Here is a 21,289-nt window from a genome sequence, read left to right as displayed (position 1 = left end):
CTTCGTAAACTTTAAGAATATGCCTACGAAGCAAGTTTTACTGCGTAGTCTTTCTAAGAGTCATTGCTTCGTAAAACTTTTAAGGAGTGAAAAGATGTCTGACAACCAAAAGTTGACTGACGTGATCATGCCGCAGCTGGCAGAATCGCTGGTATCGGCGACGATCGGCAAATGGCTGAAGAAACCGGGTGAACCGGTAGAGCAATATGAACCACTATGTGAGCTTATTACTGATAAAGTAAATGCGGAATTGCCTTCGACTGTAGATGGAGTTATGGGTGAGCTTTTGGCGGAAGAAGGTCAGGTTGTTAATGTCGGCGAAGTGATTTGCCGTATTGCAGTTCCTGTGGCTGCCTCTGCTGCTGCTCCAAGTACGAATCAGACGACAATTGCATCGAATGCTTCTAATGATGTTGCAGGGCAGAAGTCCACTGCAAATGCTGGCGATTCGATGCGTGCTCGTTATTCTCCTGCCGTACAGACGCTGGCGGCTGAGCATAACATTGATCTATCGTTGGTTACTGGTACAGGTATGGGTGGCAGAATTACCCGTAAAGATGTGCTAACCTTCTTAGAAAAAGGTGGAGCTACATCCGCAGCTTCAACTCCTGCTAGTCAGCCTGCCCCATCTGTATCACAACCACCAGCTCCACAGTTTGTTCAAACCGAAGTGAAGAAAGCGGAAGAGCCTCTTCGCCATTCCGGGCTACATTTGAGCGAATCTCCGCGTATTCCAACGATAGAGGTTGAGGGTGGACGAGGAAGCAGTTCGGAATATCTGATTGATGTAACACCAATCCGAAACACAATTGCTACAAGAATGCGCCAGAGTGTCTCGGAGATTCCACATGCTTGGACGATGATTGAGGTGGACGTGACTAATCTGGTAGCGCTGCGCAATAAACATAAGGAAGAATTCAAGCGCAAGGAAGGCATCAATCTAACCTATCTGGCTTTCATGATGAAGGCTGTTGTGAGTGCGATTAAGGATTACCCGATTATGAACTCTGTCTGGGCTGTAGACAAAATTATTGTCAAACGTGATATCAATATCTCGTTAGCGGTAGGTACAGAAGATTCGGTTATCACTCCTGTGATTAAGAAGGCTGATCAGAAAAATGTCGCTGGGTTGGCTCGTGAGATTGATGAATTGGCACAAAAAACACGCGAAGGCAAACTGAGCCTGGAAGATTTGCAGGGAGGGACTTTCACTGTAAATAATACAGGCTCGTTTGGCTCCATTCTTTCTTATCCAATCATTAACTATCCACAAGCAGCGATTCTGACCTTTGAATCGATTGTGAAAAAGCCTGTGGTCATCAATGATATGATTGCTGTTCGCTCAATGGCTAATATTTGTCTGTCCCTGGATCACCGGATTCTGGACGGAGTCATTTGTGGCCGTTTCTTGCAACGCGTCAAGGATAATATAGAAGGATATACACCGGACACTAAGCTCTATTAATGAATAACTAGCCAAACTGTGCAGGCAGGAGACTGGAAAAGGGGACCTGACGGTATGAAAAATACGGATTTTCGTAAGCTGCAGATTTCATATGACCCCATTATGGAGTATGGGACGGCCTGGGAGCTGCAAAAAGAAAGTGTGCATGCCATTGATTCTGGCGAGCAGCCGGAGCGACTTATTCTTTTGCAGCATCCGCCTACCTATACTATCGGTTCACAAAATCATCCTGAACATCTTCTCTTGGATCAAGAGCAGCTCGAAGAAAAAGGAATCGCGCTGTTTGAAATCGATCGCGGAGGAGATATTACATATCACGGACCAGGTCAGCTTGTAGGTTATCCGATCCTTAAGCTCGGAGAGGATGGCAAAGTGGATTTGCATGGGTACTTGCGCAGTCTGGAGGCTGTTATTATTGATTATTTGGCATCCTACGGAATTGTCGGAGATCGTAAACCGGAGTATACCGGAGTATGGGTTGGCGATGAGAAGATCTGTGCTATTGGTGTGAAGTTTAATAAGAGTAAATTCCGAAGAGGTTTTATTACCAGTCATGGTTTTGCTTTTAACATTTCTGAGGGGATTGCGGCGCGCGGGTTTCAAGGGATTATTCCATGCGGGATCACCGATTTTGGAATAACTTCTCTAGAGGAATGTGCAGGTCGTCGATTTGAGCTTCAAGAGGTGGCTAGAGAGCTGGTCCCATATTTCTTGAAACATTTTCCATATGAAGAGCTGATGGATACTTTCTGTGATATGGCAAAGGCTGATTAAGAACAAACGTGCAGGCCAAATAGCGGCAAGGTGTTCCTAGCCGCTATTATTAATGCTTCCTGAGCAATGTTTAACCTGCAAGGAACGGCTCGATAACCATAAATAGCGTAGAGGCAATCATGGCAAACAACATGACGTAGATGAAGATCTTGAACCATTTATTACGTTGCATGGGTAACTCCTTTAGATTTAGTTTAAGTTATTAACATGAAGATGGTAATGCCGTACAACCATTGTACCGTATTCACGAAAGAGAGGGAAGTCCAGTGATTTCACAAGACCGATTGATTCAGGAGTTTATGGAACTTGTCCAAGTTGATAGTGAAACAAGAAATGAACGGCAGATCGCCGATGTCCTTAAGAGTAAGTTTAACGCACTGGGTTTAGAAGTGCTCGAAGACGATTCCCAGGAAAGAACCGGACATGGAGCAGGCAATCTATTCATTACCTGGCCAGCTGAGAATGGAGGAGCTGCTCCAAAGCTTCTGTTCACTTGCCATATGGATACGGTTGTTCCCGGACAAAATATCAAGCCTACACTTGGTTCAGATGGATGGATTACAAGTGATGGCACTACAATTCTTGGAGCTGATGACAAAGCAGGGCTTGCTGCGTTGTTCGAAGCCATTCGTGTTATCCAAGAGCAAAAGCTTCCGCATGGTCAGATTCAATTCGTGATTACAGCGGGTGAAGAATCTGGATTGCTGGGCGCACGTTCGATGGATCCAAGTAACTTGGATGCTGACTTCGGCTTTGCACTTGATTCCAATGGTGAAGTTGGAGCGATTGCGGTGGCAGCACCGACACAGGCTAAAATCACGATGCAAATCTTTGGGAAATCGGCTCATGCTGGCGTGAACCCTGAGGACGGCATCAGCGCAATTCAAGTCGCTAGCAAAGCGATTGCAGCCATGAAGCTGGGTCGTATTGATAATGAAACCACAGCGAATATTGGAAAGTTCGCTGGCGGCGGCCCAACGAATGTAGTGTGTGATCACGTTCAGTTGGATGCAGAAGCACGCAGTATTGTGCAGGAGAAGGTAGGCGATCAAATCGCTTCGATGCGCGAAGCACTCGAGACAACTGTGCGGGAATACGGCGCAGAATGCGAATTCCGCAGTGAAATCATCTATCCTGCTTTTAGCTTTAATGAGCATGATCCGGTAGTGCAGCTTGCACAGCGGGCCATTACTTCTATGGGGCTTACTCCACGTCTGTTCCACTCTGGTGGAGGTAGTGACGCTAATGTATTCAACGGTCTAGATGTTCCGACTGTTAACCTTGCAGTGGGTTATGAACATATCCATACTACCAAGGAACGGATTAAAGCCGAAGATATCGTTAAAGTGGCTGAACTCGTTGTGAATATTGTAAAAGAGAGCGCAAAGGGCTAATCGCCTTATAAAACAGCAGAGCAGCGATCCTACCGTAACGGAGGATTGCTGCTCTGCATTTTTTTATGGGGAGTTTAGTGTAGCACTATCAAGGTAAATCCAAAAAAAGTCATGCGACCTCTAACGCCGCTTTTGGCGAGTCTCGAAGTAGAAATTTTCGGAATGCTCCGATGAAGTCTTCATGCCAGTAACTACACTGGGGTCCATAGGCATATCGATGTACAGAGAGCGATAGCGTCAAGTCCGTCCCCTCTCTTGAGGCTAAAGGACCCAGATGACGCTATAAGTAATATTATCGCCATTTGAGCAGAGTTTCGGACACCAGCGCAGCTCATCCTTATAAAGAGGAGTATATAGTGTGTTTTTTGTGCTGATAGCTGCACTGGGGTCCGATAGCATCGCAAAAGTGCGAAAAAGGTGTGTTAAAGGTCAACTGAGTCCGACAGCGCGAGTCACATCACATAGTGCCGAGACACATCACACAGCAACGAGTCACATTCGATAGCACCGAGACACATCACACAGCACAGAGACACAACAGATAGCGTCAAGTCCGCCCCCTCTCTTGAGGCTAAAGGACCCAGATGACGCTATAAGCAATATTATCGCCATTTGAGCAGAGTTTCGGACACCAGCGCAGCTAATCCTTATAAAGAGGAGCATATAGTGTGTTTTTCATGCTGATAGCGTCACTGGGGTCCGATAGCATAGCAAAAGTGGGGAAAACGTGTGTTTAAGGTCAACTGAGTCCGATAGCGTACAAAGATAGGCGCAATAGCGATCTAATCAAACAAGTTGTGCTAGATATCAACATCGTAAGCGCGATTGTCGCTTAATCAAACAACTTGTGCCCAATACCAGCATCGTAAGCACAAAAGTCCCTCTAATCGGGGAGGACGCAAAAAGACTGGGGTGCCCCAGCAGCCATTTCATGGCTTTTGAGACACCCCTATAGTTGTGTGAACATGTATGGCTAAGTCCCAAAGGAGAGGATGAATTCATCCTGCCTTGGACGGAAGGATTGTAGATTGATCGTGCAGGGAAAGAATGTATGCCAGGGGCATATCGCGCCCATACTGCTGGATCCATCCAGCCAAGATGGCCTTTATTTCCTCCGGCTTACCTACCATCATAACTGCGGATGAGCTTGTACGGCTGAAGATTTCGTTCATCTGAAATTCCTTCTTTCCCTTTAAGTTTGCTATAATACACCGTATGCACAATAGAGAAAAAGGAGACCAGAAACTTTATGGGAGAACAACATTTGCACAGCAAACCCGAGCTTGATGAAGTGACATTGTCTACACAGCCTGTTTTTGATGGGAAGATTATATCTTTGCAGGTGGACACAGTGAGACTGCCTGATGGAAATACTGCGACACGTGAAGTTGTGAAGCATCCTGGCGCCGTAGCGGTGCTTGCTTTAAACAACAACAAAATGCTTGTTGTAGAGCAATACCGTCAGCCCATGCAACGCACTGAGGTAGAAATTCCGGCTGGGAAGCTGGATAAAGGTGAAGATCCATTAGTTGCGGCTGGTCGTGAACTTCAGGAAGAGACTGGATTTCACAGTGGAGATCTGAAATTGCTTAAATCCTTCTATACTTCTCCCGGCTTCGCCGATGAGATTATTCATTTGTATGTGACTACTAACGCTCAACCAGGGGATATGTCACTGGACGAGGATGAATTTCTAGAGGTTTCGGAGCTTACCCTGGAGGAAGCGTATCAATATATGGCTGACGGGCGCATCGCGGATGCAAAAACGATGATGGCAGTGTACGCTTGGCATCTATACACGCTGACAGGCCAATGGAATTAACAACTGAACTGAAGAGTTTCTATTGCGATTTGCATGTTCATATTGGACGAACGTCGGAAGGTCAGGCTGTCAAAATTAGCGGCAGCCGCGAGCTTACCTTTGCGGGCATTGCCAAAGAAGCTGCAGAGCGCAAGGGACTAGAAATGATCGGTATTATAGACAGTCATTCACCTGGCGTACTGCGGGATATTCAGCGCTCTTTGGAATCTGGAGAGATGACGTTAGCTGAAGGTGGAGGGATTGCTTACCGAGGGACTACGATCATTCTGGGGACAGAGATTGAAATCCGCGAGCCTGGGCGAAAAGAGTGCCATGTGCTCGCTTACATGCCGGACGTGGAACGCATGACCGACTTTAGTGCGTGGATGAGCCGCTATATGCGGAATGTGAATCTAAGTTCCCAGCGCCTGTATGCTCCGGCTAGGGAGCTTCAGGATGAGATTTACGGGCGGGGAGGCATTCTTATTCCTGCACATATTTTCACGCCTCACAAGGGCTTGTACGGCTGTGCTGCAGAGCGTATGGCGGAGATCTTTGATCTGGACCGCATAGCTGCGGTTGAACTTGGGCTGAGTGCAGATTCCGAAATGGCTGGATATCTCTCTGAACTGGATGATTTCACGTTTCTAACCAACTCAGATGCGCATTCACTGGGTAAGTTAGGGCGTGAGTATAATGTGATGGAGCTGGCACGGCCTTCGTTCGCTGAACTGCGGCTTGCACTGGAACGTAAAAATGGGCGGAAGGTAAGTGCTAATTTCGGACTTAATCCGCGGCTTGGCAAATACCACCGGAGCTATTGCGGGGGCTGCGGCAGTATTATTGATGAGGCTTATGTCAACGCGGATCGTTGCCAATATTGCGGCAGTCTTAAGCTGGTTAGAGGTGTCTTCGACCGGATCCTAGATATTGCTGACCGCAAGACGCCGATAGTGCCTGCTGACCGTCCACCCTATCATTATCAGGTTCCGCTTGAATTTATCCCGGGGTTAGGGAAGGCGAAGATGAACGCGTTACTGCAAGCATTTGGAACTGAGATGAACATTTTACATGGTTGTGGTGAAGCGGAAATTGCCAGCGTTGTAGGTGCGGATCTGGCGTCGATGATCGTCCAGGCCCGCTCTGGCATTTTGGAGCTATCAGCAGGCGGTGGCGGGACGTACGGTAAAGTGGTACAGCCCAGAAAGTAGAGTCATTACCTAAAGGACAAGTCATATCGCGGGACGTTTTCTCATATGGTGTAACATGTAACCGGAAAGGGGAACGTCCCAAATGCGTAATTTACGGCTGATGATGAAGGAACAGACGCCTCTGTATATTTTTGTCGGCGTATTATTTCTGGTAGGTGTTGTATTTGGAGCTCTTATCGTTAGTGCGCTTACGATGGATCAGCAGCAGGAGCTGGGGGATTATCTGGGGAATTTCTTTGTTACGGTTGATCAGCAAGGTCTGCCAGCCGCACCTGATTCGTACTGGAGTATAGCAGCCTTGAATCTGAAATGGATCGGACTGATCTGGATTCTTGGGTTGTCGGTCATTGGGCTGCCGGGAATTTTGATTCTTGATTTTTTAAAAGGGGTACTGATCGGTTTTACGGTTGGCTGTCTGGTCAGTCAATATTCTTGGCATGGGATGTTGTTCGCGTTAGTTTCTGTGGCTCCACATAATCTGGTGCTGATCCCTGTGCTGCTGGTTAGCAGTGCAGCTGCGATAGCTTTTTCCTTGCAGATGATCCGCAGCCGGGTGATGGGACAACGCCGGACGCCAGTGACTCGTCCTTTTACCATGTACACTATATTGTCATTTGTGATGGCGCTTTTGATCCTGGGTATTTCATGTTTTGAGACCTGGGTTACACCAACCATGATGCGTTGGGTCACGCCTTCACTTGTACAAGCGGTGACGACCTTGACTGTGCAGTAAAAGCGTTTGACTTCTGAAAGCGACACCCCCTATAATGGAAGAAGTGGTTTGAAGACCGGTGCGGTAATTATCCAAGGGGGAGGGAGACAGGTGGAAGCACGGATAGACAAGATTAAGCAACAGTTACAATCCCAAGGATACAAGCTTACACCCCAACGGGAAGCGACCTTAAGAGTGCTGCTGGAGAATGAGGAAGATCATCTTAGCGCGGAAGACGTATTTATGCTCGTGAAGGAGAAAGCTCCCGAGATCGGTCTTGCGACTGTGTATCGTACCCTCGAACTTCTCAGTGAGCTACATGTCGTAGAAAAGATCAATTTCGGCGACGGTGTAGCCCGGTATGATTTGCGAACAGATACTGCGAAGCATCATCATCATCACTTAATTTGTGTGCAATGCGGCAGTATGGATGAGATTCGCGAGGATTGGCTCGGTCCGCTGGAAGAGCGACTGGAGAAAGAGTTTAATTTCACAGTGCTTGATCATAGACTTGATTTCCATGGGATTTGCTACCGCTGTACTGATAAGAACAATACAGACGGAAATCCATCCTAAGTTATCTTATATTAAGAATTAACTTCACAAGTCCTCCCCGGTTCCTATACCGGAGGGGGCTTTTTAAATGATTAGTCTATTAGAGCCATACATATCAGCCTTTTTTGGAGCATAAAATGAAGGACGAGCAGAATTCATTTATATGTAATAGGAGGCGTCCTTATGATTGTTTCTGTGCCCAAAACAGTGCGCAAGCTGTATTTTATGATCATGTTTGTGGCTCTAAGCTATTTACTCTACTATGCTATGAGCTGGCTAGGGGAATGGCTTAGTCCGATAGAGAACTATGGAATTCCTGAAGGCACTGCTGTTCGGGCATTTGATCACGCCGAGGTTGGTGATGATGGTCTGGATGCAAGGCAGCGCTTACGTTTCTATTACTGGTTCGGAGAATGAAAGCTCCGCAGGAAGCAGGAACAAGCGAGAAGAATGTCGAAGAAAGCTAGGGTGGATTTATGCAGAGTAAGAGTTGTGTACACATCTGCTGAAGCCTCATGCTGAATGTGCTGCAGGAAGACACTAAGAGTAGCTGCGCCAGGACAGGAGCGTGAAATAATGAAGTCACACTTGCAGCCTTTTTTACATTATTTGTCCGGAGATAAAGGCTTGTCCCCGAATACACTGGAATCTTACGGTAGGGATGTATCGCAGTTTCTAGAGTTTGCTGAAGAGCGGGGGGCTGAACAGCCTGAAGAAATCCGAAGATCTCATGTGATGTTATATCTTGGCTCCTTACGCGGAGCGGGAAGAGCCACTGCAACGCTCAACAGAAACGCGGTGTCCCTGCGGGCCTTTTTTCATTATTTGTTGAAGGAACGTTTAATTGAGCAGGATCCAACACTGGACATGGAAACCATGAAGTCTGATAAGAAGCCGCCTATGGTGCTTGCGGTTTCGGAGGTTGAGCGGCTGCTGGCTGCTCCAGATGTGAGTACAGTACAAGGGATGCGCGATAAGGCAATGCTGGAATTGCTCTACGCAACGGGGATAAAGGTTTCTGAATTGATTTCTCTTAACGTAGACGATGTGCATACGGACATGAAGTTTGCGCGCTGTACAGGGACTTCGGGCAAGGAACGAGTGGTTCCCATTGGAACCATTGCTGCTGAGAGTGTAGCAGCTTACACTTCTCTTATGCGGGACAAGCTGCTTCGTGATCATCAGGAGGAGCCGGCCATGTTCCTGAATAGCCTGGGTGGGCGATTAACCCGCCAGGGGTTCTGGAAAATCATAAAAAAATACGCACGGGAAGCAAACATTGAGCAGGATATTACACCGCATACGCTTAGGCATTCCTTCGCCGCCCATTTACTGGAAGGTGGAGCAGATTTGCGTTCCGTACAACAAATGCTGGGTCATGCTGATATTTCGACGACTCAGATTTATAACGGTATCGCCCGTAAGAATATGAAGGAAGTATATGAGAGCCATCATCCCAGAGCTCGCTGATCATGCTTCAAAGATGCTTTTTGTGAGTAAGATAGTTATGATGGAATCATACTTATAGGATAGACTGGGGAATGGGTAATTTTCCACAGGTTATCCTTTGGCAGAAACGGATACCTGACAGGCGATACATTGTATCGCTAGCTACGGAAGCATCTGACTTCCGGGAGAAGGTACAGCCGTTTCTTCTTGTTGGTGCAAACGAATGAACTAACGATCTATATTAAAAAAGGAGTGAAGACAATATGTCCTCATTTAAACGAATTGGTTTTATTGTTCTAGATAGTGTAGGTATCGGAGAAGCTCCAGATGCTGCGAATTTTGGTGATGCGGGTTCACATACGCTTGGTCATATTTTGAACCGTGTTCCCGGATTGAAACTCCCTAACCTACAGCAGTTAGGATTAGCTAATATTGCTCCGCTGCCGCCGCTTGAACCTGTAGCTTCACCAACAGGATATTATGGCAAGATGCAGGAAGTATCTGTCGGTAAGGATACGATGACCGGGCACTGGGAGCTGATGGGGCTGAAGATCGAGGTTCCATTCAATACGTATCCGGATGGATTTCCGGCAGAATTGATTGAGAAATTCGAAGCAGCAACTGGCCGGAAAGTGATCGGTAATAAACCAGCTTCCGGTACGGAAATTCTAGTTGAATATGGCGAAGAGCAGATGAAGACCGGAGCTTGGATTGTCTACACCTCTGCGGACAGTGTATTCCAGCTTGCGGCACATGAAGATATCATTCCACTGGAAGAGCTATACAGCGCATGTAAAATCGCCCGTGAGCTAACTATGGCTCCAGAATTCTCCGTAGGGCGTGTTATTGCTCGTCCATATGTTGGCGAACCAGGAAAGTTCGTACGGACCTCAAATCGCCATGATTATGCCGTGAAACCACCGGAACCAACGGTAATGAACGCGCTGGCTGATATCGGAAAAGATGTTATCGCGGTAGGAAAGATCAACGATATTTTCACAGGTGAAGGGGTTACAGCTTCTTACCCTACGAAGAGCAATGAACATGGTATCGAAGTCACCATTGAGCAACTTCGCCAACCGTTCAATGGCTTGCTGTTCACGAATCTGGTGGATTTTGACTCTTTATATGGACACCGTCGCGATCCGGAAGGATATGGTCATGCACTGGAAGTATTCGATCAGGCGCTGCCTGAAATTCTATCCACGCTTGGTGAAGATGACCTGTTGATTATTTCAGCAGATCATGGGAATGATCCAATCCATAGCGGAACAGATCATACTCGTGAATATGTGCCGCTGCTTATTTACAGCCCACGCCTTAAGCATCCAGATAGCTTAGGTATTCGTGAGACCTTCTCGGATGTTGCCGCAACCATTGCTGATAATTTCGGTGCGAAGGCGCCGCAGTATGGGACAAGCTTTTTAGCGAAACTGCAATAAAAGGATGTGGGTTGCGCCACAACATTCATTAAGGAGGATCATCCATAGCATGTTAACTCAAAAAGAAATTCAAGAAGCAGCCATTTATATAAAAGACAAATGTCCGGTGGCTCCGGAAATTGGATTGATCCTTGGTTCAGGACTCGGTGTGCTGGCAGACCTGATCACCGATGGAATCAGCATTCCATATGATGAGATTCCTCACTTCCCTGTGTCCACTGTAGAAGGGCATGAGGGAGAACTGCTGATCGGTATGATTGAAGGACGCCGTGTCGTGATGATGAAGGGCCGCTTTCATATGTATGAGGGATATGGACCGGAGGTAACGGCATTCCCTGTTCGGGTTATGAAAGAACTTGGTATAGCCAGCCTATTAGTAACTAATGCTGCTGGTGGAGTGAACACAGATTTCACGCCAGGCGATCTTATGCTCCTTACGGATCATCTTAATATGACGGGGCGGAACCCGTTAATAGGACCTAATGATCCTGCACTGGGCGTGCGCTTCCCGGATATGTCAACCGCTTATAGTCGCCGCCTAATCAAGGTAGCGAAGGAAACGGCAGCGCAGCAGAATTTCGAATTCAAAGAAGGCGTATATGCAGGTCTGCTGGGACCTTGCTACGAAACACCTGCTGAAATCGTAATGCTTCGTCATCTAGGGGCTGACGCTGTGGGCATGTCTACTGTGTCGGAAACCATTGTTGCCCGTCATGCAGGTATCGAGGTATTGGGTATCTCCTGTATTACTAACATGGCTGCGGGAATTCTGGATCAACCTCTCAACCATGAAGAGGTTATGGAAACTGCAGACCGTGTGCGTGAGCGTTTCCTGAAGCTAGTGTTGGGCTTTATTCCGAAAATGTAATTTCGGGTACTGCATTTTGAATTTTTGGGAGGTCCAATCTATGACACAAGTGAATGAACTTGAGCCATTGACGTTTGAACAGATAATGAAGGTAACTAATTTGACTAGACCAAAATTTATCGGACTTGCTCGCGCAATTGTCCGTGAAGTGCAGGTGTAATATGAGAGCTGTCGATATTATTCAGAAAAAAAGAGATGGCGGAGAGCTGAGTCGTGAGGAAATTTCCTTTCTAATTCAGGGCTACAGTAAAGGTGAAGTGCCTGATTATCAGCTCTCTGCTTGGGCAATGGCTGTTTATTTTCAAGGCATGAACGCGCGGGAAACCGGCGATCTAACGATGGAAATGGCGATGTCCGGCGATCAAGTAGATCTTAGCCCAATCGCAGGTATTAAAGTCGATAAACACTCCACAGGTGGAGTGGGCGATAAAACAACTGTAGTATTGGCACCCTTGGTAGCTTCTGCTGGAGTACCGGTAGCGAAGATGTCCGGTCGTGGACTTGGGCACACTGGAGGCACGCTCGATAAGCTGGAGTCAATCAGTGGTTTCTCTATCGAGATGGCTCGTGAGCGTTTCTTTGACCAAGTAGGGGAGATCGGGGCTGCCGTGATCGGTCAGTCGGGCAACATTACACCCGCAGACAAAAAGCTGTATGCCCTTCGGGATGTAACTGCAACAGTTGAATCCATCCCCCTTATTGCAAGCTCTGTGATGAGCAAGAAGATTGCAGCAGGTGCGGATGCGATCGTGTTGGATGTCAAAACAGGCAGCGGTGCTTTTATGAAGACGCTGGATGATTCTATAGCACTCGCTCAGGCGATGGTTGACATTGGAACGCATCTGGGTCGCAATACCGTTGCAATCATCAGTGATATGGACCAGCCGCTTGGTTACGGGATCGGAAATGCGTTGGAAATTAAGGAAGGAATCGAGACCTTGAAGGGTCATGGTCCAAAGGATCTACAGGAGGTCTGTCTTATTCTGGGCAGCCAGATGCTTGTTCTTGGCGGCAAAGCCAAGGATGAAGCGGAGGCACGTTCGATTCTTATGACGCATATTGAAGATGGCAGTGCGCTAGAGAAGTTCAAACAAATCGTGAAGGCACAAGGTGGAGATGTATCGCAAATTGATTCTCCGGAGAAGCTCCCTACTGCTAAGCGATTCATTGAAGTGAAAGCAAAAACCAAAGGGTTCATAGAAGGTATTCAGGCCGAGGAAATTGGCGTTGCGGCTATGCTGCTTGGAGCTGGACGTGAAACTAAGGAATCCGTAATCGATCTGGCTGTGGGGATTCAACTTTCCAAAAAGGTTGGAGATGCTGTAGAGATCGGCGAGACGCTTGCAGTCTTGCATATCAACGATGCCAGTGAGAAGAAAGTTGAGGAAGCTGAAGGTAAGGTGTTAGAAGCCTACCGTATCACTTCTGAACCTGTTCCTGCCCAACCTTTGGTATTTGCACTTGTTACTAAAGATGGGGTAACACGGTACTAGTCAAGGTAATATAAATATTGTCATGGCTATGGCCGTAAACAGACAACAAAGCAGCGATCCTCCCATAACGGGAAGGTCGCTGCTTTGCGTTTTGCTCAATGGTGCAATATTTATAACTGATTATTGATCTTATTGAAAATCTGCGAAGCCCCGCTGCTTGTATTACATAATACGACCACAGTCTCGCCACTAGCTGGATAGATAGCCGACCGGAAGGAAACACCGGGATCATAGCCCATAATGTGAAATTTGAACACTTTTTCTTCGCGGAGGGTAATCCATACACCATAACCATAATAGCCTTCGCCATCCACATGTACATGGGGAGTAAGCAATAATGAAGTGAGTACTGGACTCAATAATGTATGGTTCATTAACCCGCTCCAGAATAGCTGCAGGTCGGGGGCAGTGACGAAAGCTCCACCGTCAGCGCCTCCTTTTACCGGGATTGAGTAGATGTTGGTTCTCCAGTTCCCGTTCTCTTCCTCTATGTATCCTAGTGCACAGTTGGCAGGTAAGGCATCTAACGTGAAGTAACCGGATTGCTCCATTCCGCAAGGCTTAAAGATGTGATGCTCTACATAATCGGAAAAAGACATTTCACTCAGTTCCTCCACCAGAAGGCCTAGCACGATATAGCCGGCATTGTTGTAGTGGAAACGTTCGCCCGGGGTCCACATCATGGGAAGGGTTCGGAACATCGCCACAAAATCCTCAAGCTGTCGCAAGGTGTACATAGGCCGTGCCTTCCACAGGTCCTCGAAATCATCCATAATTGTTTCATCAAAATAATCCGGAATACCAGAGCTATGCGTAAGTAGCTGATGAATGGTGATGTCAGGACTAAAGAGAGGGAACTCTACCTTTTTAAGATAATCTATTAGTCTACTTTCAAAAGAAATCAATCCCTGATCGACCAGCTGGCAGACAGCAATCGCGGTAAATATTTTACATCCGGAAGCAATGCCGAACCGGGTATGAATATTGTTTTCGCGCTTATCCGACTTATTGGCATAACCGTAACAGCTGCTGCTGACTTCTTTATCATGTTGTTGTACCAGCACTACACCAGAGAAATTGTTCTGTGTAGCTTCTGCTTCAATACAATCTGCAAGGTGGTTCATCTGTATATTCACTCCTCTATAAGCAGTTAAGTTCTTAAATAGCATTCGTTAAAATCTTCCATTTTCCTTTAAAGTGGATCAAATGAATACGAAAAAATTGGAAATACTTAAAATTTGAAATAATTTTTGATCTCCCCTATAATAAAAATGCTCTGCAACTACTGCTGGGCTTTTTTTAATTGACAACAACATTACTTCTTGGGATAAATTATTATAGTTATTTACTTAGAAATGGAATAATTTCCACCCTTTCTGACGAAACTGGAACACAGTACCTGTGATATGAAGGTTAACGTTCAGGAGGGGAACCATTGTGAGAAAAATGCGTTTTGCTGTGCTTGTGCTCTGTATCGTTGTGTCGGTTCTAGGACCGATGTCAGGTGCTTATGCTGAGGAAAAAAGCAAGGATTCTGGCAGTAATGCTGCCGCTGTAGATCTTGCGCCTGGTGCGCGTTCTGCGATTTTGATGGATGCAGGCACCGGCACTATTATTTATGAAAAGAACAGCCATGATAAGCTGCCTCCCGCAAGTATTACGAAGATTATGACGATGCTGCTTACGGTGGAAGCACTGGATGAAGGAAGACTGCAACTGACGGATAAGGTGCGCACGAGTGAATATGCCGCATCGATGGGCGGATCGCAGATTTTCCTGGAGCCTGGTGAAGAAATGTCGGTGGATGAGATGCTCAAAGGCATCGCTATGGCCTCCGGTAATGATGCATCTGTGGCGATGGCAGAGAAAATAGCGGGTTCGGAGAGCGCTTTTGTCGATCTGATGAATAAAAGAGCGGAAGAGCTGGGTCTGAAAGATACCCACTTTGCCAATTGCAACGGTCTTCCAGCTGCTAATCACTATTCCTCAGCCTACGATATTGCGGTAATTAGCCGGGAGCTTTTAAAGCATGATAGAATTATCAAATATACCGGTTCCTATCAGGATTATCTGCGTAAGGATTCCACCAAACCATTCTGGTTGGTAAACACGAACAAGCTTGTACGTTTCTATACAGGCGCTGATGGACTGAAAACAGGATATACCGCTGAAGCAAAATTCTGCTTATCCGCTACGGCTGCAAGAGACGGTCTGCGTGCTGTTGCTGTTGTGCTGGGTGAGCCGAACACGAAGACACGTAACAGTGAAGTGTCGGGCATGTTTGACTATCTCTTTTCGCAATATAAGATCCACACTATTCACAAAGAAGGGGACGCTATTGGTACCCTTAAGATTGAGAAGGGTGTGAAGTCCGAGCTGCCGATTACGGCGAAAGAGACGTATAGTGTTCTTTTGAAAAAAGGTGTGACGCAAGAAGGCATTCGTCACGAACTAGTACTTCCAGAAAGCGTGAAGGCACCAGTGGCTGAAGGCCAGTCCATAGGCAAGCTGGTTGTCTACCAAGGAACCCAAGTGATTAAAGAGTATGAACTTAAAGCAGGGGAAGCTGTGGCAAAAGCAGGCTGGTGGAAGCTCTTTAAACGTACAACAGGCTCGATGTTCGGCATGGATTAAAAAGAGCTTTTTTGTAGATTGCGCCCATGTGCTTTGTAGATTCATAGGGGTTTTCTTCTAGTTTTGTCGTGAGGCAGGATTCCTGATTTGCCACGTAGAAACCTTGTCCTTGAAGAGAATGGGTACTGTCTCTTAAGGCCAAGTTTTCAAAGCAACGAAGAGGAGAGTGGCAAGCATGAATTCTAATGTGGAAATGGAGCATCACAGGGGTGTGCTGATTGTCCGTTTATCTGGGGAACTCGATCATCATGCCGCCGATTTTGTAAGAATGGATATGGATGAAGCGATTATGCGGGGTCAGGTATCGCATTTGATCCTTAGTCTTAAGCATCTGCAGTTTATGGACAGTTCGGGTCTCGGCGTAATTCTGGGAAGGTATAAACTGATCCATAGTAAAGGCGGCAAAATGGTGGTGTGTGATGCAACGGCACCTGTGAAGCGACTTCTGGAAATGTCAGGCCTGTTCAAGATCATGCCCCTATATGACGACGAGAGTACTGCACTCTCGGATTTGGAGGTTGCGTTATGACAAATGGTAAGGCTGGTAACTTCATGAACGTGCAGTTCGCTGCACTCTCGGAGAACGAATCATTCGCGCGTGTAGTTGTAGCGGCGTTCGTTTCTAGGCTTGATCCTACAATGGACGAGCTGAATGATCTGAAGACAGTCGTGTCGGAGGCGGTCACCAATTGTATTATTCATGGGTATGATAGTGATCCGGAAGGTATTGTGACTATTTCAGCTTCGCTGGACAACGAAACGGTACATTTAACCATTGAGGATCAGGGACGGGGCATTGAGGATTTGGAGCTGGCACAACAGCCGCTATATACCTCAAAGCCAGAGCTGGAGCGGTCGGGCATGGGCTTTACCATTATGGAGAATTTCATGGATGAATTTGAAGTCACTAGTGAACCGGGACACGGCACTTCGATCTCAATGAAGAAAACCATCGTTTCGAAAAAAGCTTTATACAATTAGGGGTTGGAGCCATGGATGCAGAGTCAAAAAAAGCTCCGCCGACCTATTTGGACGATGCGGAGGTCAAACGTCTTATCGCGCTCAGTCAGGCCGGAGATAATCTTGCCCGGGACACACTAGTTAGCTGCAATATCCGGTTGGTCTGGTCGGTAGTGCAGCGGTTTATGAACCGCGGGTATGAACCTGACGATTTGTTCCAGATCGGTTGCATCGGGCTCTTGAAGTCCGTTGATAAGTTCGACCTCAGCTATGAGGTCAAATTCTCCACTTATGCCGTGCCGATGATCATTGGCGAGATTCAGCGTTTCCTTCGCGACGATGGAACCTTGAAAGTTAGCCGTTCTCTTAAGGAGATGGCTAATAAGGTCCGCAAGATGAAGGATGAAATGTCTAAGACGCTGGACCGTCTGCCTACCATCGGTGAAGTTGCTGAGGCACTGGGAGTTACCCCTGAAGAAGTGGTATTTGCTCAGGAAGCTAACAAGCCACCGACCTCGATTCATGAGACTGTGTTCGAGAATGATGGCGACCCGATCACACTGATTGATCAAATCGCTGACGAATCACAGGAACGCTGGTTTGATAAGCTGGCACTGAATGAGGCTATCGGAGGTCTCAGCGAGCGTGAACGGTTGATTGTTTATCTTCGATATTACCGTGACCAAACGCAGTCAGAGGTTGCTAGTCGCCTTGGGATTTCTCAAGTGCAGGTATCCCGGCTGGAGAAGAAAATATTGCAGAATATCCGCGAGCAGATTGCTCAGTAGATAATGGCTAAAATGTAAAGACGCTTGCGAAATAGCGAATAGGAAGAAAAAGCCGCCCCGAAAAGGGGGGGCTTTTTATGTGGAGGGAATCTCAATATGCATTCACTTGGCGACAAGGATATGACCTCATGGTCTATTGACATGGAAGCAAATTTGCTGACAATGTCGAATGTTTTGGAGAATTGGGTGGACTGTTCAGATCATGCTTTACCGCATAACCCCAATTTTTTACGTGAATATGTGTACAGTGAGGATCTTGAACGGTTTGATGCGTATATAGATAAATTATACTCTGGTCACCTATGTAATCTTGAGTATCGTATGCAGTTACCTGCAAAAGCGCTGAAGTGGGTTCAAAGTATAGGCACGCCCGTTTTTAATCAAGAGCATAAGGTTTGTAGAATAGATGGCGTAATCATAGATATCACGGAACAAAAAAATGCTCAAGCCCAGTTAGAGAGTAGCTTTTCTCTGTATCAGCAGATGTTTGCTACGATCGATGTGGCGATTTGGTCTTACGATTACGTATCACGGAAAATGTTATTCATATCGGATGCCATTTTCAATATCACGGGATATTCACCAGAACAGGCGAAGGAAGATGACTTTTGGCTAAGAATTGCTCCTAAAGAAGAGCGGCCTTTAATTCAGAAGATTATAACTACAGTGGGGCAAGGAATAAGCAATCTTAGTGAATATCGGATCATCCATGCCAGCGGTGAACTCCGATGGGTCCAAGTCAGGATCATTCCCAGTATGGATGAGACAGGGGCAGTGGTACGGCTCAATGGGATCTTAATCGACCATACGGAAAAAAAGCAGATGCAAGAGGTTCTATTAAAAAGCGAGCAGCGCTACAAATCCCTGTTTGACCATAACCCAGATATCGTGTGTGAATTGGATCTGCAGGGCAGCATTGTAGCTATCAATCCAGCGGCAGATCAAATTACTGGAGAAGCTTTTAATAGATTCGGAGAAAACTTATCCATTGTGAATTTATTTGGTGCAGAGAATTCGCATATGATGTCTGATTATTTTGAGAAAACGGTTGGCGGAGTTCTGCAGCATTACACGGTTACTTCTGTCCGCGAGAATGGATTAGTTAACCATTGGTCGATGAAAAACATCCCTGTACATGAAAACAATCAAATTGTGGGTACCTTTGTTATCGCAAGAGATATCACTGCATCTGTGGAGGTGGAAAAGCGGCTGGCTCAGCGAGAGGCGGAGTACAGGCTTATTACAGAGAATATGGAGGATATGATTGGGGTTCTGGATCAGCAAGGGAACTTCATTATTGCTTCGTCCTCTTGTGAGAAAATTATTGGTCTTCCTGTTGGTTCAATAAAGAACACAACCATTTTGGAGTATATTCATCCTGATGAACAAGAAGTGTTGCGGGAACAGATCTTGGATATTTTTCGGACAAAAGGATGTAAGATGTTTTACAATCGGTTTATTCACATCAAAGGTCACATTATAGATCTGGAATGCTTGGGTACACCTGTTCTTGGTGAGGATGGAGAAGTAGTTAGTATTGTGATTGTAGCGAGAGACATTACAAAAAGGGTCCAGATGGAGAGTGAACTTAGAGAAAGCGAGGAACTCAATCGGCTGCTTATTGATATGTCACCTGAAGCGGTAGTACTCCATAGTGAATATAAATTCCTTTATGTGAATTTTTCCTGTTTAGGATTGTTTGGAGTTTGCAGTGAGGATCAATTGATTGGCACCTCTATTTTTAATTGGGCCCACCCAGACTATATAACGCTGGCTAGAGATCGGATGCGTGAAATCTATTATGGACCCAATCGGATATTAGCTCCTATTGAACAAAAGGTCGTGCGGTCAGATGGATCTATTATCGATGTAGAAGTAACAGCTAGCTCAATTCTATATAAGGGTAAGGTTGCATGTATCTCTATCTTTAGGGATATCAGTGATCGGAAAAAAATTGAGGTGGAAAGACAGCTTACAGAGCAGATCATTCGGAACAGCGAGGAAAGGTATTTCAACTTACAGATGAGTCTTGATCAATTCTCGCAAGATTTGTTTGGTGCGATGAAGATCAGTCACATGGAACAACGATTACTAAAAGAAGTTAGAGAGGTCTTGCGGGTTACCAATATTTGTATGGTTGAAGTTGAAGATAACCATGATAAAATATGCGAGATTATTGAGACCGAGCAGGGCTATTCACTTAAGATCGGAGAGTTCCGAAGAAAAAGCTATATTCTATCCATTAATGAGAAGTCTATTTTATTAGAAATAAGTTCTGTTCGAGTGTGGCTGAAGACGATTACCCGTTATGTTAGTGTGTTATTTGATAATTTTTTGCTCATAGAAGATCTAACTAAGGACCTTGAGTTAGCGGCTTCCGAGCAAGCTCCGACATGGTTACTACGCTTTATGTTTAATTTATCCGAGAATGAACGCAAACGGCTTGCTCAAGATTTACATGATTCAGCACTTCAAGAACAGATCATCTGGTATCGTAAGCTTGATAATTTTTTAAGTGATAAATCCGTTACGGGGGAACTAAAGGAGCAGTTAGAACAGATCACAGAAGGTTTACTCGATGTTATCTATGAACTGCGGATTATCTGCAATGAGCTTAGACCACCAGCATTAATCAATGAGGGGCTTGCTTCCTCACTTGAGACATTGTTTGAATTTGCTCAGTTGCGGAACGACTATCAGATTTATTTTGAGTCAAACGCTTTCAGGCATAAGTTAAAAGACGAGATTCTAATAGGTCTGTACCGTATTGTGCAGGAACTTTTGGCTAATGCAGCTAAACATTCCTGTGCCACAGAAGTACGTATCTCCTTAGCTAGTGAAGGGCAACAGGTGCTTTTGGATTATGAAGATAACGGAATTGGAATGAGCCTTTTAGGAGAGGATTCTATTAAGAGTATGGGGATTTATGGGATGAAAGAAAGGGTTCGCAGTATGGATGGGACCATACGATTTCTTTCGCCAGAGAATAAGGGATTAGCTGTCTTTATATCCATACCTGCAGATTAATCATGGGGCATAATAAGGGGATAGGGGTGTATTAGGCATGATTCAAATTTTGTTAGTGGACGACCATCCCTCTGTCATGGAAGGGACTAAGATGATACTGGAACAAGAGGGAGATATGGAGGTTACCCTAGCCAATTCAGCCCATGAGGCGCTTAACATGGTGGGTAGCCATACGTTTGACGTAATGTTATTTGATCTTCATATCGCTGATGGAAATGGGATTGATTTGGCGAAGGAAGTCTTAAATATAAGCGCAGATGCGATTATCTTAATCTACACCGGATACGAAATTACTAACAAATTTAACTTGATGATCGAATCGGGTTTGTTTGGATTTATTTCAAAAACGACCAATAGAGAGCAGTTGGTTGCAGCAGTGCGTTGTGCTTTAAGGGGAGATGTCATTTTGCCTCATGCCCTAGTTAAACAGTTAAGAAAAGTATCACCTAAAGGAATGGAGATTAATGTTGACCAAGCAAATCCGAAGATCAGTAAAAAAGAGCATGAAATGCTGACAGAGATTGCAAAAGGAAAAAGCAACAAAGAAATAGCAGAGATTGTACTTATGAGTCAACGATCGCTGGAATACAGTTTAACGAGTCTGTTCCAAAAGCTAAATGTGAAATCGAGAATTGAAGCGGCAATAAAAGCTAAACGTCTGGGCATATTGAAGGAGTCCGATTTCAACAATTCACTATGAAAATTCGTAACAAACA

General features: G+C 45.8%; 21 protein-coding genes. 18 read left to right on the top strand and 3 right to left on the bottom strand.

Translation table 11 applies throughout. The features are described from left to right. Positions 1-94: 94 nt before the first annotated feature. Together MKZ16_RS22570 and lipB are read left to right on the top strand one after the other, a co-directional pair. Entirely contained in the window at positions 95-1,465 is a 1,371-nt protein-coding gene (locus tag MKZ16_RS22570) for a dihydrolipoamide acetyltransferase family protein (protein WP_076104402.1), read from the top strand. A gap of 54 nt (positions 1,466-1,519) precedes the next feature. After that, entirely contained in the window at positions 1,520-2,239 is a 720-nt protein-coding gene (gene lipB, locus MKZ16_RS22565; RefSeq protein ID WP_036676046.1) for a lipoyl(octanoyl) transferase LipB, read from the top strand. A 70-nt stretch (positions 2,240-2,309) separates the two neighbouring features. Here lipB and prli42 read toward each other — a convergent pair whose 3' ends face one another. After that, on the bottom strand, positions 2,310-2,411 hold the full coding sequence (prli42, locus tag MKZ16_RS22560; protein WP_094872112.1) for a stressosome-associated protein Prli42: 102 nt from the start codon (positions 2,409-2,411) through the stop codon (positions 2,310-2,312). 94 nt (positions 2,412-2,505) lie between these two features. On the opposite strand from prli42, the gene MKZ16_RS22555 reads away from it, so the two are divergent. Continuing rightward, positions 2,506-3,633, top strand: coding sequence for a tripeptidase T (locus MKZ16_RS22555; protein WP_076104403.1), 1,128 nt, complete (start codon positions 2,506-2,508; stop codon positions 3,631-3,633). 998 nt (positions 3,634-4,631) lie between these two features. On the opposite strand, the gene MKZ16_RS22550 is transcribed toward MKZ16_RS22555, so the two are convergent. After that, entirely contained in the window at positions 4,632-4,805 is a 174-nt protein-coding gene (locus MKZ16_RS22550; RefSeq protein ID WP_155288161.1) for a hypothetical protein, read from the bottom strand. Positions 4,806-4,882: 77 nt separating this feature from the next. On the opposite strand from MKZ16_RS22550, the gene MKZ16_RS22545 reads away from it, so the two are divergent. The 9 genes from MKZ16_RS22545 to MKZ16_RS22505 all read left to right on the top strand — a co-directional run bounded on the left by MKZ16_RS22545 (position 4,883) and on the right by MKZ16_RS22505 (position 13,164). After that, positions 4,883-5,455: an NUDIX hydrolase gene (locus MKZ16_RS22545; protein ID WP_036676048.1), complete on the top strand. Its 573-nt coding sequence runs from the start codon at positions 4,883-4,885 to the stop codon at positions 5,453-5,455. Next, positions 5,446-6,645 carry an endonuclease Q family protein gene (locus MKZ16_RS22540; protein ID WP_076104404.1) on the top strand — a complete coding sequence of 400 codons (1,200 nt, stop codon included), beginning with the start codon at positions 5,446-5,448 and terminating at the stop codon, positions 6,643-6,645. The genes MKZ16_RS22545 and MKZ16_RS22540 overlap by 10 nt, the downstream gene beginning before the upstream one ends. A gap of 82 nt (positions 6,646-6,727) precedes the next feature. Continuing rightward, on the top strand, positions 6,728-7,378 hold the full coding sequence (gene spoIIM / locus MKZ16_RS22535; protein ID WP_036676050.1) for a stage II sporulation protein M: 651 nt from the start codon (positions 6,728-6,730) through the stop codon (positions 7,376-7,378). 90 nt (positions 7,379-7,468) lie between these two features. Next, a complete protein-coding gene (locus tag MKZ16_RS22530) occupies positions 7,469-7,933 on the top strand; it encodes a Fur family transcriptional regulator (RefSeq protein WP_036676051.1) in 465 nt (154 codons plus the stop codon). A gap of 162 nt (positions 7,934-8,095) precedes the next feature. After that, positions 8,096-8,329, top strand: a complete 234-nt coding sequence (locus MKZ16_RS22525) for a DUF4227 family protein (RefSeq protein WP_036676052.1) — start codon at positions 8,096-8,098, stop codon at positions 8,327-8,329. Positions 8,330-8,488: 159 nt separating this feature from the next. Continuing rightward, positions 8,489-9,382: a site-specific tyrosine recombinase XerD gene (gene xerD / locus MKZ16_RS22520; protein WP_076104405.1), complete on the top strand. Its 894-nt coding sequence runs from the start codon at positions 8,489-8,491 to the stop codon at positions 9,380-9,382. Positions 9,383-9,624: 242 nt separating this feature from the next. Next, on the top strand, positions 9,625-10,803 hold the full coding sequence (deoB, locus tag MKZ16_RS22515; RefSeq protein ID WP_036676054.1) for a phosphopentomutase: 1,179 nt from the start codon (positions 9,625-9,627) through the stop codon (positions 10,801-10,803). A gap of 49 nt (positions 10,804-10,852) precedes the next feature. Further along, positions 10,853-11,671 (top strand): purine-nucleoside phosphorylase, encoded by an 819-nt coding sequence (locus MKZ16_RS22510; RefSeq protein WP_036676055.1) that lies wholly within the window; start codon positions 10,853-10,855, stop codon positions 11,669-11,671. A gap of 161 nt (positions 11,672-11,832) precedes the next feature. Continuing rightward, positions 11,833-13,164 (top strand): pyrimidine-nucleoside phosphorylase, encoded by a 1,332-nt coding sequence (locus MKZ16_RS22505; RefSeq protein ID WP_036676056.1) that lies wholly within the window; start codon positions 11,833-11,835, stop codon positions 13,162-13,164. Between the two features lie 110 nt (positions 13,165-13,274). Here MKZ16_RS22505 and MKZ16_RS22500 read toward each other — a convergent pair whose 3' ends face one another. Then, positions 13,275-14,288: a serine hydrolase gene (locus tag MKZ16_RS22500; RefSeq protein WP_076104406.1), complete on the bottom strand. Its 1,014-nt coding sequence runs from the start codon at positions 14,286-14,288 to the stop codon at positions 13,275-13,277. Between the two features lie 373 nt (positions 14,289-14,661). Between MKZ16_RS22500 and MKZ16_RS22495 the strand changes: the two genes are divergently transcribed. From MKZ16_RS22495 to MKZ16_RS22470, 6 genes are all read left to right on the top strand, one after another. Continuing rightward, complete coding sequence (locus tag MKZ16_RS22495; protein WP_235219379.1) at positions 14,662-15,798, top strand: D-alanyl-D-alanine carboxypeptidase family protein; 1,137 nt, start codon at positions 14,662-14,664, stop codon at positions 15,796-15,798. 175 nt (positions 15,799-15,973) lie between these two features. Further along, positions 15,974-16,327 carry an anti-sigma F factor antagonist gene (gene spoIIAA, locus MKZ16_RS22490; protein WP_036676057.1) on the top strand — a complete coding sequence of 118 codons (354 nt, stop codon included), beginning with the start codon at positions 15,974-15,976 and terminating at the stop codon, positions 16,325-16,327. Further along, the gene (gene spoIIAB, locus MKZ16_RS22485; RefSeq protein WP_036676058.1) at positions 16,324-16,779 is read left to right on the top strand and encodes an anti-sigma F factor; all 456 of its coding nucleotides are present in this window, start codon (positions 16,324-16,326) and stop codon (positions 16,777-16,779) included. Before spoIIAA ends, spoIIAB begins: the two co-directional genes overlap by 4 nt. 11 nt (positions 16,780-16,790) lie before the next feature. After that, complete coding sequence (sigF, locus tag MKZ16_RS22480; protein ID WP_036676059.1) at positions 16,791-17,546, top strand: RNA polymerase sporulation sigma factor SigF; 756 nt, start codon at positions 16,791-16,793, stop codon at positions 17,544-17,546. A gap of 96 nt (positions 17,547-17,642) precedes the next feature. Then, entirely contained in the window at positions 17,643-20,573 is a 2,931-nt protein-coding gene (locus MKZ16_RS22475) for a PAS domain S-box protein (protein ID WP_076104407.1), read from the top strand. Between the two features lie 37 nt (positions 20,574-20,610). After that, positions 20,611-21,273, top strand: coding sequence for a response regulator transcription factor (locus MKZ16_RS22470; RefSeq protein WP_076104408.1), 663 nt, complete (start codon positions 20,611-20,613; stop codon positions 21,271-21,273). Positions 21,274-21,289 lie beyond the last annotated feature (16 nt).

It is taken from the genome of Paenibacillus sp. FSL R5-0928 (assembly GCF_037970385.1).
GTDB lineage: Bacteria > Bacillota > Bacilli > Paenibacillales > Paenibacillaceae > Paenibacillus_AQ > Paenibacillus_AQ odorifer.
This window is presented reverse-complemented; position numbering and strand designations above follow the sequence as displayed.